Genomic DNA, 17,166 nt, shown 5'->3' on the forward strand with positions numbered 1-17,166 from the left:
GGGAAGATCAGAAGTCGGGCAGATCCATACGGCTCAGGAAACGGCCGGGCCCGGAATACAGAGCGCCGCCGAAGGTGAGATTCCGGGTGTACATGCTCTGCAGAGCCACCGCCAGGGCGACGTCGACGTTGTCGATGTCGCCCTGTGCCACGCCCGAGATGGTCCGCGGGTGTCTCCACTCCGAACGGGTCGTGGTGACGGTGGCACCGTCCCGTATGAGGATGTGCCGGCGCTTCCCGTCGAGTACCTGGTAGCGGTAGTCACGCCCGTAGACGTTGATGCGCAGCGCGCGTCCTCGCCGCGTCACGGCGAAGCGCCGTCGCTTGAAGACCGCCGGCCACTCGTTGACGGTCATCTCCATCATTGCCATCCGCAGGTGATGACGGAAGCCGACCCCGGCGAAGGTGACGGTCGGGAACTGCTCTCCCCAGGCCGCGGAGAGCAGGGTGCTGTGCACCTGGGAGGTCACCTTGATCGGAAATTTCATCTCGATCAGCCCAAACCCGGGCACGTCTCCGGACCACGCGTGCGTCACCACGCGATCGATGTATCCCTCGGCGGGTCCTCGATAGGTGAGTTCGAACGGGATGTTGTGCATTCGGCGCCCCTCGGTCGAATGGGTCGAGTTTACTGCCCGGCCATTTCGCGGGCCCCGCCGCGGTTGCGGCGGCGGCCGGGATCGGCGCCCTCAGTCGAACGGGTTGTATTTGCTGACCAGCTTCTTGGCCCCGTCGGCCAGCCTGCCTGCGCCCTTGGAGATGGCCTCGCCGGCCTTCCCCGCCGCGTCGGCCACCTTGCCCGGCCATTGCTTGACCGTATCCCAGTTGTCGACAATCGAGGCCACGCCGTAGACGACGCCGGTCACCACGACGGCACCAATCGTGATGGGGTTCGGAGCGATCATCGCCGCGGTCAGCGAGGCGTTGAAACCGACCTCCGCGACGTCCGCGACGTAGCCGGCCCCGTCCCTCTTGAAGGCCTCGACCGGGTTGCCCTTCTGGTACAGCTCGAAGGCCCCCACACCGGTCGCGGCGGCGCTGCCCAAGACACCCGCCCCGCGCCAGAAGCCGGCGGTCTTCAGCATGGCCCCGGAGCCCGCGCCGAACCGCGCGAGGGCGCCTCCGCCCATCGCCCCTTCCAGGCGCGCCGCCGGGCCCGCCACCTTGAGGAGGTTGGCTTCCCACGCCCAGTTCTTGCCGACGAGCGCGGCGTACGAGTTGTTGCCCGCCAGGAAGTTGAGCAACGGGGGCGGGATCAGCCGGCCGATCCGGGCGCCCTGCCGGGCCAGCGCCATGGTGCCCGTCGAGCCCTGCCCGCGCAGCATCTGCGCGAGGAAGGTGCCCGGGGCCTTCAGATTCTTGGCGTCCGGCCCCCAGTATTTCTTGAGGTCCCAGATCCCCTTGCCCGCCTTGAACAGGGCGCCGGGGGCGGTCGAGATGAAGTTCACCAGGTCGTAGTAGTCGGCGACGACCTCGCCCATGTTCTTGTCACCGGTGATCTTCGCGACGGCGTCGCTCTTCATCCGGTTCTGCCACTCGGTGTACGTCTCGTGCGGCTTGCGCTTCACCCAGTCGAACTTGCCGTCGTCGGCCAGCGAGGCCGCGCCCGCCAGGATCGCCAACTGCGGGTTGAGCGCCAGCAGTGCCGCGTCCTCGGCAGAGAAGCCGGCCCACAGGAAGCCGCCCGTCGGGTCGCCGTTCTCCGCACGCAGGATGCCGGCCCGCTTGCGCAGGTCCGGCGCGGTTTCGGTGGTCCAGGTCTGGATCGGCCTCAGAGGGCCGAGCTTCGCCGTGACGCCGAGCGACGCGGCGCGCGTGAACGCCTCGGCGATCTTGTCCTGTGATCCGCCCCGGCCGTCCAGCAGCTTCGCGAGCTGCTCGAGGTCCTGCGGATTGGCTTTCCTCATCGGCGAACTCCCCCGTGCGAACATCCGTGCAGTCCTACAAACTGCCCAGCATATAGGCGAGTTCGAGCCAACTCGACCCGGGGGCCCGGTCCCGCGTCACCGCGGCGGCGTCACGCTCCCGGTGAACGTCAGCCCACGGTTCGACGCGTACAGGCGGCCCCGCCCCACGCCCGCCTTGAAGACCCGGGCGGACCGGTCGTCGCTGTCCGTCGCCTCGGGAGCCACCCGCCAGCCGCGTCCCGCCAGGTACTCCGTACTCGCTCGCAGCAGTGCGCCGTTGGACGCCGTCTCCTGCGGGTCCCAGCCCGCGATGCGGGCGGAGTCCCCGTCGAACTCGTCGTCCGGGTACACGGCTCGCGGCGAGGCCGCCCTGATCGCGGCCCGGATCTCGGCGGCCAGGACCGCCGCCGGGGCGGTCTCCCGGCCGGACTCCGGCGTGCCGGTCACGCGTCACCCTCCAGCACGCCGGCGAACGAGATCGCGGGAGGCTGGACGGCGAAGGAGCCACTGCCCAGGCCGGGCAGGACGGCGTACAGCGCGGGGCCGACGGAGGGGGCGGAGAGGCCGGAGGACGAGCCGCTCCCGCCCTCGCCCTCGCTCTCGCTCTCGCTCTCGCTCTCCTGGATCGTCCAGCCGGCCTCGCCCAGCGCCGCCACGAGGGCGGCCGTCAGGTCCTCGGACGACCGGGTCTCGGACTCGTCGAAGGCGGTGACCGAGACGGCCTCCGGTGCCACCGGCGAGGGCAGGTCCATCAGCGTGGCGTCCGCGAGGACCGTCTTGAGAACCGCCCTCGCCTCCTTCACCAGCCGACGCCGCTCCCTCTGGGCCCGTCCGTCGTCATGTCCGTTGTCCTGCCCCATGCGCTGTCCCACCAGTCCTTCCCGATTCCCCGCACACCCCCGCACGCCCCCGCCATGAGCCTAGCCAAAGACGAACTTGACCACGCTCTTCCCGATGTCCTTGCCCTTGTCGAGCGCCGCGCCACCGGTGTTGGCCGCGGACCTGGCGATGTCGCCGCCCTTGTCCACGATCGTGTTCTTGGCGTCGTTCAGGCCCCCGGCTATGTCGGGCACCTTGTCGTAGATCTTGTCCATCGCGCCGTTCGAGATCTTCCAGATGTCCCCGGCGTTCTCGCCCGCCCTCCAGGGCCGCACGAAGGTGTCACCGAGCTCCAGGGCGACGTTCCCGCCGTCCTTGAAGAGCCCTCCCGTCAGGTCCTTGGTGTCGTTGAAGATCTGGGCGCCGTCCTTGCCCAGTTCCGTCCCCAGTTCCTTGACGTGCCCGCCGATCTCGGTGGCCCCCTGCTCGACGATGTCGCCGAACTGCTGGACGTTGTTCGCGATCCGGTCGATCTCCAGGAGCTTGACCACCGGCCACGTGGTCACCTGCAGCAGCTTCTCCGAGGCGATCTCCGCCGCCTTGCCCGCCGCGGCGGCGACGAAGTCCGGCGCGCCCTTGTCCTTCGCCGCCTGGTACGCCTGCTTGTACGCGATGTTGCCGGCGAGGTCGTTGATCTTGCCGAACAGCTGGTCCGGCGGCACGCGGTCCCACATGTTGTGCTTGCCCAGCACGGAGTGGACCTCGACCAGGAGGTCCTTCACCCCCATGCGTCCCGCGAAGTGCGCCTGCACCGCCGCGTCGAGGTCGCCGCCCATCTTCACCACGACGTCCGGCGGGATCTTCCCGTGGAGGAAGCCGACCAGCTCTCGCGCCTCGGCCGCGCCGACCTGCTCGTCGTCGAGGGAGGTGTTCGTGCGGGACAGGGGCTTGGCGTCGCCGCCGAAGAAGATCCGGTGCATGTTGGCCAGCGACCCGGTCTTCGAGTTGTAGTACTGCGAATGGCCACTCGCGCCGTCGGTCGCGAGGCGGGTGATGTCCTTGAAGTCCGCCGGGTCCTTGCCGTGCCCCTGCGTGTACGACACCCAGTCCCCGGGCGCGCGCATCGCGTAGAACTTGGTGTTCGGCATCTTGAAGTCGGCGACGGAGTTGATGTTGGGGCCGAGGCCCGGACTGCCCATGAAGGTGACGTTGTCCACGTTGGTCAGACCCGCCTGCAGCGCCTTGCTCGTGACCAGCGTCCCGTAGCTGTGGGCGAAGATGTCCAGCCCGGCGTTCGGCTTCAGGTTGACGGATATGCCTTGGCGGAAGGCATTCAGGGCCGTGCCGCCCGCGAAGGCCTTGGCCGGGTCCACGGAGTCGCCGAGCTCCGGGGTGTCGTAGCCGAGCCAGCTGACCACGGCCGTACCCGGCTGCTCGACTCCGTTCTCATCGGCGACGAGCTGGTACCCGCCGTCCGAGAAACCATTGAAGTTGTCGAGACGATTGGTAATGCCCGGAACCCGGAAAGCGACATTGTCCGCGTTCTCCAGGTCACCCACCACTTCGGCGATCCGACCGTCCGGGAAGGGTGTCGCCTTGGCATCGGCCGTCGAGCCGAAGTGAGGATCGAAGACCAGGAACTGCCGCGGAACCTCGACCTGTATCTTCTGGCCGGTGTTCGGGTCGAGGGTGGTTTTGACGCGCGGGTTCATGAAGCTCCGCAGCGTGTCCACACGCTCCTTGGTGCGCTTGTACGCGGCGTCGGTGGGCTTGAGCGTCGCCAGGTAGGCGGCTTCCTTGGTGTATTCCGACTGGATCGTCAGCCGGTTCGCTGCGAAGCGGACATTGACCGGGACTCCGTCCAAGTTCCCGACGAGCAACGGATCCGTGGTCGCGAGCGCCGCCTGCTGTGCGGGGGAGAGCTTGGCGAAGTAGTCCTTGACCGCCTGGGCACGCTGCTGCGGAGTGCCGTTCTTCTGCTCTGCGAGAAGTGCCTTCAGGTCGGTCTGGAGCTTCTTGCCCGCATCCGGGTCGCCGGCCACGCCCGGGGGCAGCCCGAACGCCGCGAGAGTGTCGAAGGGCGATTCCGAGGGGGACCGCATGATCTTCGCCCGGCGCCGCAGGTCTTTGGCCGTGTCCCCGAGCCAGGAGGCGATCGCGGGCAGACCGGCCACGAGTCCACCGGCTTCAAGTGCGGTTGCTCTGCTCTTCAGTTGGGGGATCGCGCCGGCCTTGCTGTCCAGCGATTTCGCCAGCCGGTCGAGCATCTCTGGATCCGCGAAAACCATGGCCATGGCCGCGTATCGTAGTACTGCGAACGATTGTATGACCAGCGAAACGATCAACTAGGCAGAGATACGGGGCGATTTGCCATGGGGGCGAACGATGCGGTCGATTTGCGCAAGTTGGCCGCCGACATCAGGGTCTTGCTCGACGAGTCCATAGAGATCGCGGCGGACCGCAACGCCAAGCCGGGTGAGCAGTGGCAGGGGCCCACCGCGACCAGCGTTCGCGGGGAACTCGCCACGCGCAAGACGCGCCTGGGCACGATGGCCGCCGACTTGGAGAAGGAGGCCGGCAACCGGAAGGAGAAGACCTCCCCGAGCCAGCCCAACTGACCTTCTCACTCCTTCATGTACTGCGGGTTCCGGAGGCAGTCCGTCACGATGACGGCGGAGAGCTTGGGGATGACCGCACCCGATGTCGTCTTGAACGGGTACGCGATGACCATGACGGTTCCGGCGCCGGGCTTTTCCACGTACTTGATCACCCCGTCCGGCTTGCCGACAGGCGTGCTGTCCTGCCGCTGACCCACCTTCCAGCCGCCCTGGCTTGTGAGCCGGGTCACGACGCCGCTCGCCAGCTCCTCCGGCGAACGGCCGTCAGAGGCCACTCCGGTCAGGTCGACATCGAACGTGGACTTGACCTTGCTGGCGTCCTTCCCGTCGGTGAAGTCCGGACCACCGCAGTCCGCGTTGCTCCGCAAGCCCTCCTGGGGCTCGACCCCTGGCATGGCCGGCTTCATCGCCTCCCGGACGCCAGGGAGCATGGCCTCCAGGGCGTCCTGGTAGGTGAGACCGCTCTCGTCGCCCTTCTTCGGCCCCGATCCCGACCCGGAACCGGGCAGCATCGAGCAACCGGAGAGCGCCGCCGCCACGAGGACGGAGCACGAGATCTTCCGAATCTTCCGAATGGTTCCGATACGCAACTCTTCGCCACCGCCCTGGTTCCGTCGGTCACCGGCACCCGGTCGAGGCAGTGCGGGGCCGCCCCTCTGGTCCCTACGGGCTCAGCATAGTCACGGATGCGCGTTCGGAAGGGGGATCCATTTCGCATAGGGTTGCGATAGCGTCCGTTGATGCGAACGGAACGTCCGTCGTTCACAGTTACACGGGGAGGGCCGCCATGGATCGTGGCGCAGATATCAAGCAGCTCAGGGAACTGGCCAAGCTGTTCAGCAACAAGGCCGGCGACCTGCAGACGCTGATCAACAACCTGAACTCTTCGACCTCCGGTAGCACCGGCTACTGGAAGGGTCCGAAGTCGGACCAGTTCCGCCAGGAGTGGGAGACCGCTCGTGGAACGTTCACCAAGTGGGTCGACACCCTCAACGACGCCAGCAAGTCGGCGTCCACCAGCGCCGACAACATCGAGCGCGCCACCTGATCGGTCCTGCGGACCGTCAGGCACATACAGCGGCGGGGCGTCCATCGTGAACAGATGGGCGCCCCGCCGTCCGTGGGTCGTGGGTCACGGCTTGGGCTTCTGAAGCTCCTTCGCCGCATCCGAGCTCTGCTGGGCCTCTTCGCGGAGCGACTTCGCCACTGTGCCGCACGTCGCGTGCCAGGTGCTCAACTTGCCCCGCACGTCCGTGGCGTTCGGACCTTCCCAGGTCTTCATCTTTCCCGTGCTGAAGTTGCGCGGTTGCTCCATCATCTTCTCGATGTGGTCGGCGAGCGACCTCAGAGCGCCAGCGCGCTGGTTGAGTTCTTGGATGTCCGGGTTACCCATGGCAGCCTCCCCCGCTGTCTCGACAACCGTCCCAGCATATCGATGGGACGGGTCCGGCCGAGCCGTCCCCCCGAGGGCTTCTTGCGGTTCGTGAACGCCCTCCCGACCGTCGGAGCTGTCAGGGGGCATGACTACGCTGCCACTGTCCGATCAACCTATGACCGAGTCGCAACAGACGTTACGGATGTCAACTATGCATGCGCGAACCCGGGTCGGCCTCGGCCTCCTTGCGGCCACGCTCTCCCTGACGATGACGGCGTGTGGCGGAGACGCCAAGCCGACGGCGAACGACAAGATCCCCGGTGCGGACAGCAACCCGTCCGTCTCCGCTTCGGCCTCTCCCAGCCCCTCCGCGCCAGGCAGCGCTGACCGCCCTAAGATCAGCCTGCCGGCAGACGATGTGCTCGTTTTCGAAGGCGAGAGCAGCGGCGATCCGAAGGTGGACGCGGTTCTTCGCGATAACGCCGAACACGTACGCGCGGTCGATGACGCGATCGCCCGCCGGGACCCCAAGTCTGAGGCGCTGGCGTTTTACACCAAGGACGCGGCGCTGGTGGATTCGACCACCTGGATCAACGGCTTCCTGAAGGACGGGAAGACGGTGACCGGCACGGTCAGGTACTTCTCCCGGAGGGTCACCTTCCTCAAGGACGGCGCCGCGGCAGTCACCTACTGCGCCGATGAGACGAAGGGTTACACGAAAGACGTGAAGACGGGCAAAGTCGACATGACCCCCGCCACCAAGAACTCCTACGTCTTCTACAACGAACGCCTTGAGCAGAACGACAAGGGTGTCTGGCAGACCGCCAAGACGGTCTCGGAGCGAGGATTCCAGGGATGTCAGCCGTGATGGTCAGGAGGGCAGCGGCCCTGCTCCTCCTGGGTGGGTTCGCCGTGACCCTGACCGTACCTGAGGCGCATGCGGACCGCGGCGGCAGCAGCAAGGGCGGTCAGAGCGGCCAGAACATCACGGCCGAGACGAAGATCCAGGTCACCTCTCCGGGCCAGACCGGCCCCGCCAAAACTGGCACGCTGAGCTCCGAAGACGGCAACTGGACGCCCCCGGCCTGCTGGTACGAGCCCGCCTTCTCCCCGAAGGAGATCGAGTCCACGGTCAAGGCCATCAACGGCCTGCCCCTGTTCGGTAGCGCGTTCGCCGCGATGCTCAACGGCTACTACAAGGACGGCACGCCCTACAAGGACTACAACCTGGACAAACAGGGCCAGGGCATGTTCTGGGCGTCGGTGGTCAACCCGAAGCGCAAGGACGACCCGGCGGCCGCTTCCTGCGACAAGCTGCCCTTCTGGGTGCCCAACGGCCAGACTCCCCCGGAGCCGCTCGCCGTCAGCCCCAAGGTCCTCGCCGAGTACGCGTACGACGAGCTGCGGCTGCCCGACGCTCGGATCACCATGAAGCCGGGCGACAAGTCCGTTGTGAACCTGCCCACATGGACCTGGCTCGACAAGTCGACGTTCAAGGCCGTCTCCGTGACGGCGAGCATCCCGAACTCCGGCCTGTCGGCGACCACCACCGCCACTCCGGTGTCGCTCCGCCTCGATCCCGGTACGCCCGACGCCCAGCTCCACCCGGCGGGCGGCGTGTGCGCCATCGCCGCGGACGGCAGTATCGGAGCCCCGTTCAGTCAGGACAAGGCGAACCAGGCCCCGCCCTGCGGCGTCACGTACCTCCGCTCCACCACCGGCACCGGCCCGTACAAGCTCCGGGCGACGGTGACCTGGAAGGTCGAGTGGAGGAGCAGCACCGGCCAGGGCGGCCAGCTCCCCAGCGGGACCTTCGGCACGACCCAGGACGTGACGGTCCAGGAGATCCAGGCCATCAACCGGTAATCGTCAGCTCCCCGACCACCCGAGACGAACTGAGGGACCCGTATGTACGTCGAGAAGCTCCCCAAGACCTGGTCCGCCCTGTGCATCGGCCTCTACCTGGCAGGTGTCGCCGCCATGGGCGTGGACTCGATCCCCCAGGACACCGGGGCCTGGCTCGCCGTCTCGGCGCTCTTCCTGCTGCTCCTGCTGCCCTGCCTCGGCGTACCGATCTCGAAGCGCATCTACAACCGCATTCGAATCGACCCCTCGAAGGACTCCCTGCGCGTCGGCCGTGAGCGGTTCGCGCTCTCGGCCATCCATCCGGGGTCCGTCCAGGTGGCCCTCCAGCAGGCAGTGCCGGGGATGGCCACCCGCTACGCCGTGTCGGCATCGACCATCGACGCGATCCCCGGCCTGCGGGAAACGGAGTGGAACGTGCCGCGGCTCGTCGGGGGCGGCTGGGCCGTCCCGATGGGCATGGACACCCTCGTGCTCACCACCCGCGACGGCAAGGGACTCAAGATCGCCACCCACGACCGGACGGCATTCCTGACGGCCCTGGCCCAGGCGACCGGCGCCGCCTACTGAGACCGCTCCGCTGAGCGGTGGGCAGGAAACTGTTCACCGCTCAGCGCTACGGCGCGGAAGTGCCCGGGGCCGTGTCCTCCGCCGGCTTGCGGTTGCCGTCGCGGAGGACAGCGAGGGCGAAGCCCAGCCGACGGTCCAGCCAGGGCGCCTCGATGGCGTACCAGCGCGCACCAAACTGGCTCTCGGACGTGATCACGGTGGTGTCCCCCGAGCGCCAGGTGGCCGGCTTGGGGGGCGGAACGTCACCCTCGCTGGCACCTCCCAGTGTGACCACCGACTCCAGCACGAGATACGGGACTTTGATCACCTGGAAAGCGGCCCGCCCTCCGACATCCGCGGCCGTACCCTCGGCCCAGTGGTAGCGTGCCGCGATCTCGGGGTGCTCGGGCGTCTGGAGCCACCAGCCGTGTTGCACCGACCGCTTGGCGACCGGAGTCCGCACCACCGCCCCCAGCTCCACGCCCTCCGCGTCCAGGACCTGGTACCGGCCCGAAGCCTCCGCATCCGGCAGGACCGAACACACCGGCGTGCCGGCGGCGTCGGGGGTCGCGTACAGCCGGAAGCCCTTCGCCCGCTGCGAGGCCCCGCGCTCGGCCGGGACCACGTACAGGAACGGGGTCCGCTCCGCGTCGCCCGCCACCCAGGTGAACGCGCGGACGGCCAGCGGCCCCTCTCCCCGCTTCGCCGTCCGCAGGGCGTTCCGCGTGACCGTCCCGACAGTGAACTTGGAAATCCGCTCCCAAGGCCCCGGATCGACAGCGGGCTGGGCCTGCTTCCTCTTCCCGAACACCATGAAATTCCCTCCCGTTAAGCCTCGTCGGCCCATCTTGCCGCATACGATCAGCTGATCGACAGCATGCTCTCGGGGGAGGCACCATGCGAAAGGCCAATCCGAACGATCTCGATCAGCTCGCCAAGCTGATCGACGGTCGGGGCGGGTTACGGGACAAGGTGGACGAGGCGTTCATCCGCGCCGCGTCGCTGGGCGTGACCAGCAAGCTGGGGGCTCTCAAGCCGCTCCGCGCCTGGGCGAACGACACTGCGCCGGACCTCCGCAAGAGGGCTACCATCGCCCGGCTGGAGGACGGCGATCCGCAGGCCGGCCTGCTCTGGGCCGGGTTCTCGCCGGAGGAGCTGCGGAACTACCAGGGGGACGGGCTGACACCCGATCTCTTCCTGCTGGCCAACTCGGTGGCCGCCAGCGACGATCCGAAGGCGTACGACTTCAAGCGCAAACCCGAGGAGACCGTCAACGACTACATCGAACGGCTCTCGGCACACGCCCTGGAGCAGATACCGGGCATGCCGCTACACGAAGAGACGATCGCCACCCTGGTCGGCATCTTCGGTGACTGGCACAGCGTCGCCATGGCCGCCGGTGTGATCACCATCTCGGGCACCTCGCTGACCCGCGTGGTCATCGGCAACCACGTGAACACCACGTCCGGCAGAGCCTTGCGAATCCGGATCGGGACCATGCTGCGGTCCTCGAACGTGGGACTCGTCCGGTGGAGCGGCAACAAGTTCATCAGGTGGTCGCCACCCATCCGGTCCGTCGCCGCACCCGGCTCCTGGTTGCCCTCGCAGCTCGGAGGCGCGTTCGCGAACAGCGCGACCTACCAGGACGCCGCGCGCGTCCCAGGCACCACGAACGTGCGCGGCGACCTGTACGGCAGGGGCTGGGACCGCTTCCGCGCCCTCCCCTTCATGCAGGGTTCCAAGGCCAACGCCGCCATCGACTTCTTCGTCGGCTCCGACACGGCCGCCAGGGTCTTCGGCGGGACAACCCACTCCGGGCAGGCCGTGACCCGTGCGGGCCAGGCGAACCTGTTCCGTGTCGCCGGGAACGCGGCCGCGCTCCAGCGGGGGGTGAATGCCGTCCCGGGAGCGCCCGCCGGATCCCCGTTCCGGGCGGGCCTGGGTGCGGCCGCGAAGACGGCGGGGTTCCTGCGCGGCGCCGGCGTGGTCGGCGGCGTCGCCGCCACCGGCTTCAGCCTGTGGAACGCCATCGACAAGGATCACGGCAAGGCGTGGAAGGAGAACAAGGCCAAGTACATCGGCGACTGGGCCGAGGTCGGCTTCAACGCCTCGCTGACGGCCGCGATGATCGCCCCGAACCCCATCACGATCGGCGCGGCGGTGGTCACGGGTGTCATCTACGGCGGCGCGAAGATCGTCGAGAACTGGGACACCATCAAGGGCGGCGCCAAGAAGGCCGCGAACTGGGTTGGAGACAAGGCAAAGAAGCTCAACCCGTTCAATTGGTGAGCCGGGGCGGGGCGGGCGGGCAGGGGCCGGACAACGGTCCCCGCCCACCTGCCCGCCCGCCCGCCCGCCGGCTCAGCCCTCCAGGTACAGGTCTTCCTTGTCCGGCAGCAGATCGGTCAGCTTGTCCCAGATCTCGCCCGGCATGGAGCGTACGACCGTCAGGGTGCTCTCCGGAGTGACCTGGCCCGGCATGATGGGCTCTTCCGGGGTCTCCCGGATCCAGTAACCCAGCGGACCGCAATCCCAGGCGGCCAGGGCCCGGATCATGCCGGCGCGCTCGCCCTCGTGGCGGCCGTCCCAGGCGGTGGTCACCCTCCAGGTCGCGTTGAGCGCGAGGACCAGGTCCAGGAACTGCTCCAGTGGCGGGCCGGTCAGCGCGGGGTCCGCCCCGGTCGCCGCCCGGCGGGCCAGGTCGCGGACCTCCGTCCCGGCTGCGGTGGCCCCGCCTTCCGCCGCCTCGTTGAGCGCCACGAACACCGCGTCCAGAGTGCCCATGGTGGTCTCGATCCGGGTCACCTCGGGGGGCTCGACGTCCGGCTCGCCGCGCCGCAGGTTGATCTTGCGGGAGAGCTCCCACATGAGCATGCCGGGCTCGACCGGGACGTACTCGGCCTCGTCCTCGCCCGGCCATGAGTCGAAGGAGACGACCGCCTCGGGACCCACCACGATCCCGTGGTCGACGGGGCCGTGCTCCCCGGTGATCTCGACCTGGACCATCGTCAGGGGGTTGGCCAGGGTGCCCAGCAACTCCCTGAGTACGGGCGCCAGTTCCCCCTCGTCCCCCACTAGGCCGATGCCCTGGAGCTCACCCAGGGATTCCGTCAGATCCTCGGGTGGCGTCTCACCGTCCACCAGGTGGGCGAGGACCGCGATGTGCCGGCCGGCCAGCCGGAAGCGGGCGCGGGAGCTGTCGTAGGAAGGCATCTGGTGGCTCACTTCCGGGAGTTCTGGACGAAGTTCGCTTCCTCGTGGGCCTGGTGGGCCTCGTCGCGGGGTGCCCGCCCTCGCATGCGCCCCTGCGTGTCCGGTCTCTCCATCACAGCCTCCCCCGCTGTCGATCAATGACGGGATCAGCATACGAACCTACTGCGGCCGGAGGGCGTCGATCCGGTGCGCGCGCCGAGAAGGCGGCGGGGCGCCCACCGGACCCGGCGGGCGCCCCCATGTCTCAGCCCGGTGCCTCAGCCCCGCATCACGCCCTGCACCGGCTTGAAGGAGCCGCCCGACGCGAGCAGGCCGCTGCCCGGCGAGCCGCCGCCCGTGTTCGACGGCAGCCGGATGCCGAACATCTCTCCGTCCTGCGAACTCTGCGGGGTCAGCAGCAGCCCGTTGCGCGACTTGCGCGCCGCGGTCACGAAACCCCGGTACTGCGACGACAGGGCGTCCGTCGTGCCGGCCGTCAGCAGGCCGAGGCCGCCGTCCGCACCCTTGCGCAGCAGGGCTTCCAGTGCCTCGTCCAGCCGGGTGTCGTAGAGCAGTTCGGCGTCGTCGGCGACCACCACGTACGGGCGCCCTTCCGCCTGCTCCGTCAGTTCCGTCAGGTCCTCCTCGCGGCTCTCCGCATTCAGCACGCCCAGGACGCCCGGGCGCCCTTCCAGGTCCCGCAGCGGCGAGCGCCGCGGGGTGATGAGGACCAGCGGGGTGCCCGCCGCCAGGAGGGACTCGGCCGCGCACACCAGGGCCGTCGAGCGGCCGGACTTCGGGGGACCCGCGATCACGAAGCCGGGGCCGGACTCCTCCAGGTCGATGCCGAGCGGAGCCAGTTCGTCCCCGCCCACCGCGAGCAGCGCCCAGAGCGGCGACGGCGGGGTGAACTCCGGGTCCAGGGCGAGCGCCTGCTCGGCCGTGATCCGCGCGGGCAGGGCGTCGACCCGCAGCGGGCGGCGGTGCGTCGGGACGCGGCCGTACCGGGCCTGCACCTCCTCCGTGATCTCCCGCAGCATCCGCACCTGGGCCTGGCCCGACGGGTCCGGGTCGAGCAGGGCGATCTGCGTCTCGTCGATGCCGGTGTCGGTGATGCGCAGCGCGCGGCCCGGGCCCATGTTCTTCGGGACCTCGCGGACGTTGAGGCCGGCCACGGCGTAGTCGTTGGGGTCGGCGAAGCGCAGGATCAGCCGGTCCTGGAACGCGGAGGCCACCATGCCGCTGAGGCCGCTACGGTCGGCCGTCATGACCACCTTGAGGCCCACCGCCGAACCCTCGCGGAAGATCCGCTGGGCCATTTCGATCAGCTGGCCGTAGTTGTAGGCCTCGAAGGCGGAGAAGAAGCCCTCCCAGCTGTCCAGCAGCAGGACCATCCACGGAAGGCGGTCCTCCGGAGCGGCCGCCGCCCGCTGTTCGGCCGCGCTCGACGCCCCTTGCATGGCGAGCAGCTGCTGGCGCCTGTTGATCTCCTTCAGCAGGCGGTCGATGAGCCGCCGCACCCGGTCGGGCTCGTCACGGTTGACCACCGCGCCGACGTGCGGAAGCCGTACGAGGGGCAGCAGGGCGTTCGACCCGCAGTCGATCCCGTACACGTGGACGTCGCCCGGGTCGGTGCCGCGGGCCAGCGCTCCGGCCAGGGTGCGCAGGGCCGTGGACCGCCCCGAGCGGGCTCCGCCGGCGAACATGGTGTGCTCGCCGCCCACCAGGTCGAGTCCGAACGCCGCGCGGGCCTGCTGCGCCGGCAGGTCGGTGAGCGCGTATCCGATCGGCGGGACGTCCCCGTGCGTGCGGGCGGGCGCCGTGGGCAGGTCGTCCAGCGTCACGTGCTCGGGCAGCGGGTCCAGCCACGGGCTGCGCGGCGCCGGGAAGCCCATGGCCTCCGAGCCCGCCCGGACGGCGTCGACGAGCACGGCGAGGTCGGTGACCATCGTGCCGTCGTCGCTCGTGTCGGCCGCCCTGGGCAGCGGGCGGCTGTACGAGGCCCAGGTGAGCGGGACCAGGTTCGCCTTCGGGCCGCTGTTCCCGGTGGCCGGCCGCCGGCCACCGATACGGGCGGACTGCACGCCCACCAGGGACTGCGCGCCGGAGCGGACGAACATGCGTCCCGGCGTCGACTTGGCGATGGCGCCGGAGTCCGGGGCGTCGATGACGTCCTGGGACTCGGTGCCGTCGGTCACGCGCAGCGCGATGCGGAGGTTGGTGTTGGCCCGGATGTCCGCGCTGACCACACCGGCCGGGCGCTGCGTCGCGAGGATCAGGTGCACGCCGAGCGAACGGCCTCGGCGCGCGATGTCGACGAGACCGGCGATGAAGTCGGGGAGCTCGGCGACCAGCGAGGCGAACTCGTCGATGACCAGCACCAGGCGGGGCATCGGCTCCAGCTCGGGGCGCAGCTTGCGGGTGTCGTTGTAGTCCTCGATGTCCTTGGTGCCCGCGTTGAACAGGATCGTCTCGCGGTGGTGGAGTTCGGCGGCGAGCGAGGCCAGGGCCCGTTCGGTCAGGTGGGCGTCGAGGTCGCTGACCATGCCGACGGTGTGCGGGAGGCGGGCGCAGTCCATGAAGGCGCTACCGCCCTTGTAGTCGATGAGGACGAAGTTGAGGGCGTCCGGACGGTTGGCCACGGCCAGCGACGCGATGATCGTCTGGAGCAGCTCGGACTTGCCCGCGCCGGTCGTACCGGCGACGAGGGCGTGCGGCCCGTCGCGCCGGATGTCCAGGGTGAAGGTTCCGTCGGCGGCGACACCGACGGGCGCCGCCGTGGTCGAGCCTCCGGCCCGCCAGATCTTCTCGATGTCGGAGCCCGTGGGGTCGGGCATGCCGAGGAGGTTCAGCAGCCGGGCCGCCGTCGGCAGGGATCCGCCCGCGTCGTCGCGGCTCACGTCACGCACCGGCGCGAGGGAACGGGCGAGCAGCTCGCACCACTCGGGCCCGACCTGGTCGGCCAGCACCTCGCCGACGGCCTCCAGCCCGCTGCCGTGCAGCCGCACCCGGGTCGGCGATTCGAAGTTCCACGCGACGACCGCCGAGCACTCCTCGGGCAGCACCCGCTGGTCCTCGTCCACGCAGAGCGCGAAGATCCCGTACGTCGGCCCCTCCTGGAGCAGCTGCGGCACTCCGGGGACCCGGCGCAGGAGCCGCGCCCCGTCGAGCACCAGCAGGACGAAGGGGTCCGGGGCCATGCCGCCGCTCATCGAGCTGTGGTCCTCCCGGGCGGCCTTGCGCCGGGCCAGCTCGTTGAGAAGCTCGGTCACGCGGCGGGTGACGGCCTCGGAGTCGGATCCGACCAGAGCGACGCAGTCCTGCCCGAGCTGGGGCGAGGTGTGCGGGAGCCAGTGGGCCCACGCCCAGTCGGCGCCCGCCTCGCGTACGGAGGACAGCACGACCAGCGAGAGGTCGCGGGGGCTGTGCAGCACGGCGGCCTGGACGGCGAGCCAGCGCACGGTGGCCAGGGCACGCGGGCGGTCGCCGGCGACACCGACGACACGGAGTTCGGCGAACGGCAGGGTGACCGGTACGTCGTCCACCAGCGGCGGTTCCGGCCTGTCCTCGGCGTACCCGCCCCGGGCCATGGCCAGCTCGACGTCGGCCGGCAGGACGCCGACGCCCACCCGCAGCTGGAGCGCGTCCACGTCGGTGATCCGGCGCTCCCACAGGCGGCGGCGCGGTCCGGTGGCGAACAGCAGGATCTCCGCCGGGTCGGGACTGTCCGCCCGCCGGTACGCCTGATCCTGCTTGCCGAGCCGGACCAGCTCGGCCTCGTAGGCGGCGACGTCCTTCTTGTACTGCTTCATCGAGGTCTTGTTCTTCTTCTTGCCCTCGCGGTTGTCGCTGATCCACTGCCCGAGCATCATGATCGGGGTCATCGCGCAGAAGAGCAGCATGTAGATCTGCTTGGTGACCGCGAACATCACCAGTCCGAAGATCATCGGGGTGAAGGCCGCGATCATCTGGAAGCGGGCCCGCTCCGACTTGGACGGCAGGACGGGGACGACCACCCGCGGCCGCGGGCGCAGCGGCGACAGCCGGGGCGGGCGGTTGTAGGCGAGCCCGCCTTCGCCGGTGGCGGAGAGGTGCGCGTCCGGCTCGCCGACCCGGTCGAGGACGAACAGCGAGTCCCCGGCCCGTACGAAGGTGCCCAGCGGCCAGTCCTGCTGCCCCTCGGCCTGCTCCCCGTCCAGCAGGACCCCCGCACCCTCCTGGGCCTGGAGGGTGGCGTTCCCCTTGACGTCGATGGTCACGCGCACGGCGACGGGGGCCAGCGCGCCGTCCGCCACCGGCATCGTGCAGGTGGGGGCGGACCCGATGGTCGCCGTACCGACGCCCAGGCGGACCACGCGGCCCGCGGCCGGACCGCCCGCGACCCGCAGCTCGTAGTACCCGGCGGGCTCGCCCCTGCGCAGCAGCGGGCCGATCGCGTCGTCCACGGAGACCCGCATGCCGTCGCGCAGGATCCCCGCGGCCGGCGTGCCCGGCTCGCAGCGCTGCCCGTCGGCCCAGAGGGTCGGTCCGGCCGGCACCTGCGGCGCGAAGCCGGCGTGCAGCGGTACGACCACCTCGCGCAGCCCGCCGCTCTGCCCGGGGTGGGCGACGCCGAAGGCCGACGCCACCGCCTCCGCCACGTCCCGGGCCGTCGCCGTCTCGTCCGCGTTGATCACGACGTCCTGCGGGGGTATGCCCCCCTGTACGACCGTCACCAGGACTCGCATGACCTGTCCCCTCACCGCCGGCGCGTGCCGCGCCCGCCCACCCGCTGCGTCCTCGCTGATCAACCGAGGCTAGCCGCTGGGCGCAGGGGCGGGAACAGCCGCCCCCTGGGGACCTCT

Annotated in this window: 16 protein-coding genes; 6 read left to right on the forward strand and 10 right to left on the reverse strand. The window is 69.7% G+C overall.

Annotation, left to right across the window (positions count from 1 at the left end; genetic code table 11):
- Positions 1-7 precede the first annotated feature (7 nt).
- The 5 genes from ACZ4TV_RS02110 to ACZ4TV_RS02130 form a co-directional block, all read right to left on the reverse strand.
- Positions 8-598, reverse strand: coding sequence for a hypothetical protein (locus tag ACZ4TV_RS02110; protein ID WP_468129664.1), 591 nt, complete (start codon positions 596-598; stop codon positions 8-10).
- A gap of 90 nt (positions 599-688) precedes the next feature.
- Positions 689-1,906 carry a mucin-2 gene (locus ACZ4TV_RS02115; protein ID WP_468129666.1) on the reverse strand — a complete coding sequence of 406 codons (1,218 nt, stop codon included), beginning with the start codon at positions 1,904-1,906 and terminating at the stop codon, positions 689-691.
- A 96-nt stretch (positions 1,907-2,002) separates the two neighbouring features.
- Complete coding sequence (locus tag ACZ4TV_RS02120) at positions 2,003-2,353, reverse strand: hypothetical protein (RefSeq protein ID WP_468129668.1); 351 nt, start codon at positions 2,351-2,353, stop codon at positions 2,003-2,005.
- Positions 2,350-2,709 carry a hypothetical protein gene (locus ACZ4TV_RS02125; protein ID WP_468129670.1) on the reverse strand — a complete coding sequence of 120 codons (360 nt, stop codon included), beginning with the start codon at positions 2,707-2,709 and terminating at the stop codon, positions 2,350-2,352. The genes ACZ4TV_RS02120 and ACZ4TV_RS02125 overlap by 4 nt, the downstream gene beginning before the upstream one ends.
- A 117-nt stretch (positions 2,710-2,826) precedes the next feature.
- Positions 2,827-5,019 carry an alpha/beta hydrolase gene (locus tag ACZ4TV_RS02130; protein ID WP_468129672.1) on the reverse strand — a complete coding sequence of 731 codons (2,193 nt, stop codon included), beginning with the start codon at positions 5,017-5,019 and terminating at the stop codon, positions 2,827-2,829.
- Between the two features lie 102 nt (positions 5,020-5,121).
- Here ACZ4TV_RS02130 and ACZ4TV_RS02135 point away from each other — a divergent pair, with 102 nt between their 5' ends.
- Positions 5,122-5,343 (forward strand): hypothetical protein, encoded by a 222-nt coding sequence (locus tag ACZ4TV_RS02135; protein WP_468129674.1) that lies wholly within the window; start codon positions 5,122-5,124, stop codon positions 5,341-5,343.
- Between the two features lie 5 nt (positions 5,344-5,348).
- On the opposite strand, the gene ACZ4TV_RS02140 is transcribed toward ACZ4TV_RS02135, so the two are convergent.
- Positions 5,349-5,855 (reverse strand): hypothetical protein, encoded by a 507-nt coding sequence (locus ACZ4TV_RS02140; protein ID WP_468129676.1) that lies wholly within the window; start codon positions 5,853-5,855, stop codon positions 5,349-5,351.
- A gap of 275 nt (positions 5,856-6,130) precedes the next feature.
- Here ACZ4TV_RS02140 and ACZ4TV_RS02145 point away from each other — a divergent pair, with 275 nt between their 5' ends.
- Positions 6,131-6,391, forward strand: a complete 261-nt coding sequence (locus ACZ4TV_RS02145; protein WP_214955193.1) for a WXG100 family type VII secretion target — start codon at positions 6,131-6,133, stop codon at positions 6,389-6,391.
- Positions 6,392-6,475: 84 nt separating this feature from the next.
- Here the strand turns inward: ACZ4TV_RS02145 and ACZ4TV_RS02150 are convergent, their stop codons facing one another.
- Positions 6,476-6,736 (reverse strand): hypothetical protein, encoded by a 261-nt coding sequence (locus tag ACZ4TV_RS02150; RefSeq protein ID WP_468129678.1) that lies wholly within the window; start codon positions 6,734-6,736, stop codon positions 6,476-6,478.
- A 157-nt stretch (positions 6,737-6,893) separates the two neighbouring features.
- Here ACZ4TV_RS02150 and ACZ4TV_RS02155 point away from each other — a divergent pair, with 157 nt between their 5' ends.
- The 3 genes from ACZ4TV_RS02155 to ACZ4TV_RS02165 are packed head-to-tail and all read left to right on the forward strand — an operon-like array spanning position 6,894 to position 9,151.
- Positions 6,894-7,586 (forward strand): hypothetical protein, encoded by a 693-nt coding sequence (locus tag ACZ4TV_RS02155; RefSeq protein WP_468129680.1) that lies wholly within the window; start codon positions 6,894-6,896, stop codon positions 7,584-7,586.
- Complete coding sequence (locus tag ACZ4TV_RS02160) at positions 7,574-8,584, forward strand: hypothetical protein (protein ID WP_468129682.1); 1,011 nt, start codon at positions 7,574-7,576, stop codon at positions 8,582-8,584. Before ACZ4TV_RS02155 ends, ACZ4TV_RS02160 begins: the two co-directional genes overlap by 13 nt.
- Before the next feature lie 42 nt (positions 8,585-8,626).
- Positions 8,627-9,151 carry a hypothetical protein gene (locus tag ACZ4TV_RS02165; protein ID WP_468129684.1) on the forward strand — a complete coding sequence of 175 codons (525 nt, stop codon included), beginning with the start codon at positions 8,627-8,629 and terminating at the stop codon, positions 9,149-9,151.
- A gap of 46 nt (positions 9,152-9,197) precedes the next feature.
- Here ACZ4TV_RS02165 and ACZ4TV_RS02170 read toward each other — a convergent pair whose 3' ends face one another.
- On the reverse strand, positions 9,198-9,944 hold the full coding sequence (locus ACZ4TV_RS02170) for a hypothetical protein (protein WP_468129686.1): 747 nt from the start codon (positions 9,942-9,944) through the stop codon (positions 9,198-9,200).
- Between the two features lie 83 nt (positions 9,945-10,027).
- On the opposite strand from ACZ4TV_RS02170, the gene ACZ4TV_RS02175 reads away from it, so the two are divergent.
- The gene (locus ACZ4TV_RS02175) at positions 10,028-11,419 is read left to right on the forward strand and encodes a PE-PGRS family protein (protein ID WP_468129688.1); all 1,392 of its coding nucleotides are present in this window, start codon (positions 10,028-10,030) and stop codon (positions 11,417-11,419) included.
- A gap of 72 nt (positions 11,420-11,491) precedes the next feature.
- Here ACZ4TV_RS02175 and ACZ4TV_RS02180 read toward each other — a convergent pair whose 3' ends face one another.
- Together ACZ4TV_RS02180 and ACZ4TV_RS02185 are read right to left on the reverse strand one after the other, a co-directional pair.
- Positions 11,492-12,343: a hypothetical protein gene (locus ACZ4TV_RS02180; RefSeq protein ID WP_468129689.1), complete on the reverse strand. Its 852-nt coding sequence runs from the start codon at positions 12,341-12,343 to the stop codon at positions 11,492-11,494.
- Between the two features lie 257 nt (positions 12,344-12,600).
- Entirely contained in the window at positions 12,601-17,049 is a 4,449-nt protein-coding gene (locus tag ACZ4TV_RS02185; RefSeq protein ID WP_468129691.1) for an FtsK/SpoIIIE domain-containing protein, read from the reverse strand.
- Positions 17,050-17,166: the final 117 nt, after the last annotated feature.

This window comes from Streptomyces sp. NPDC028910 (genome assembly GCF_055564955.1).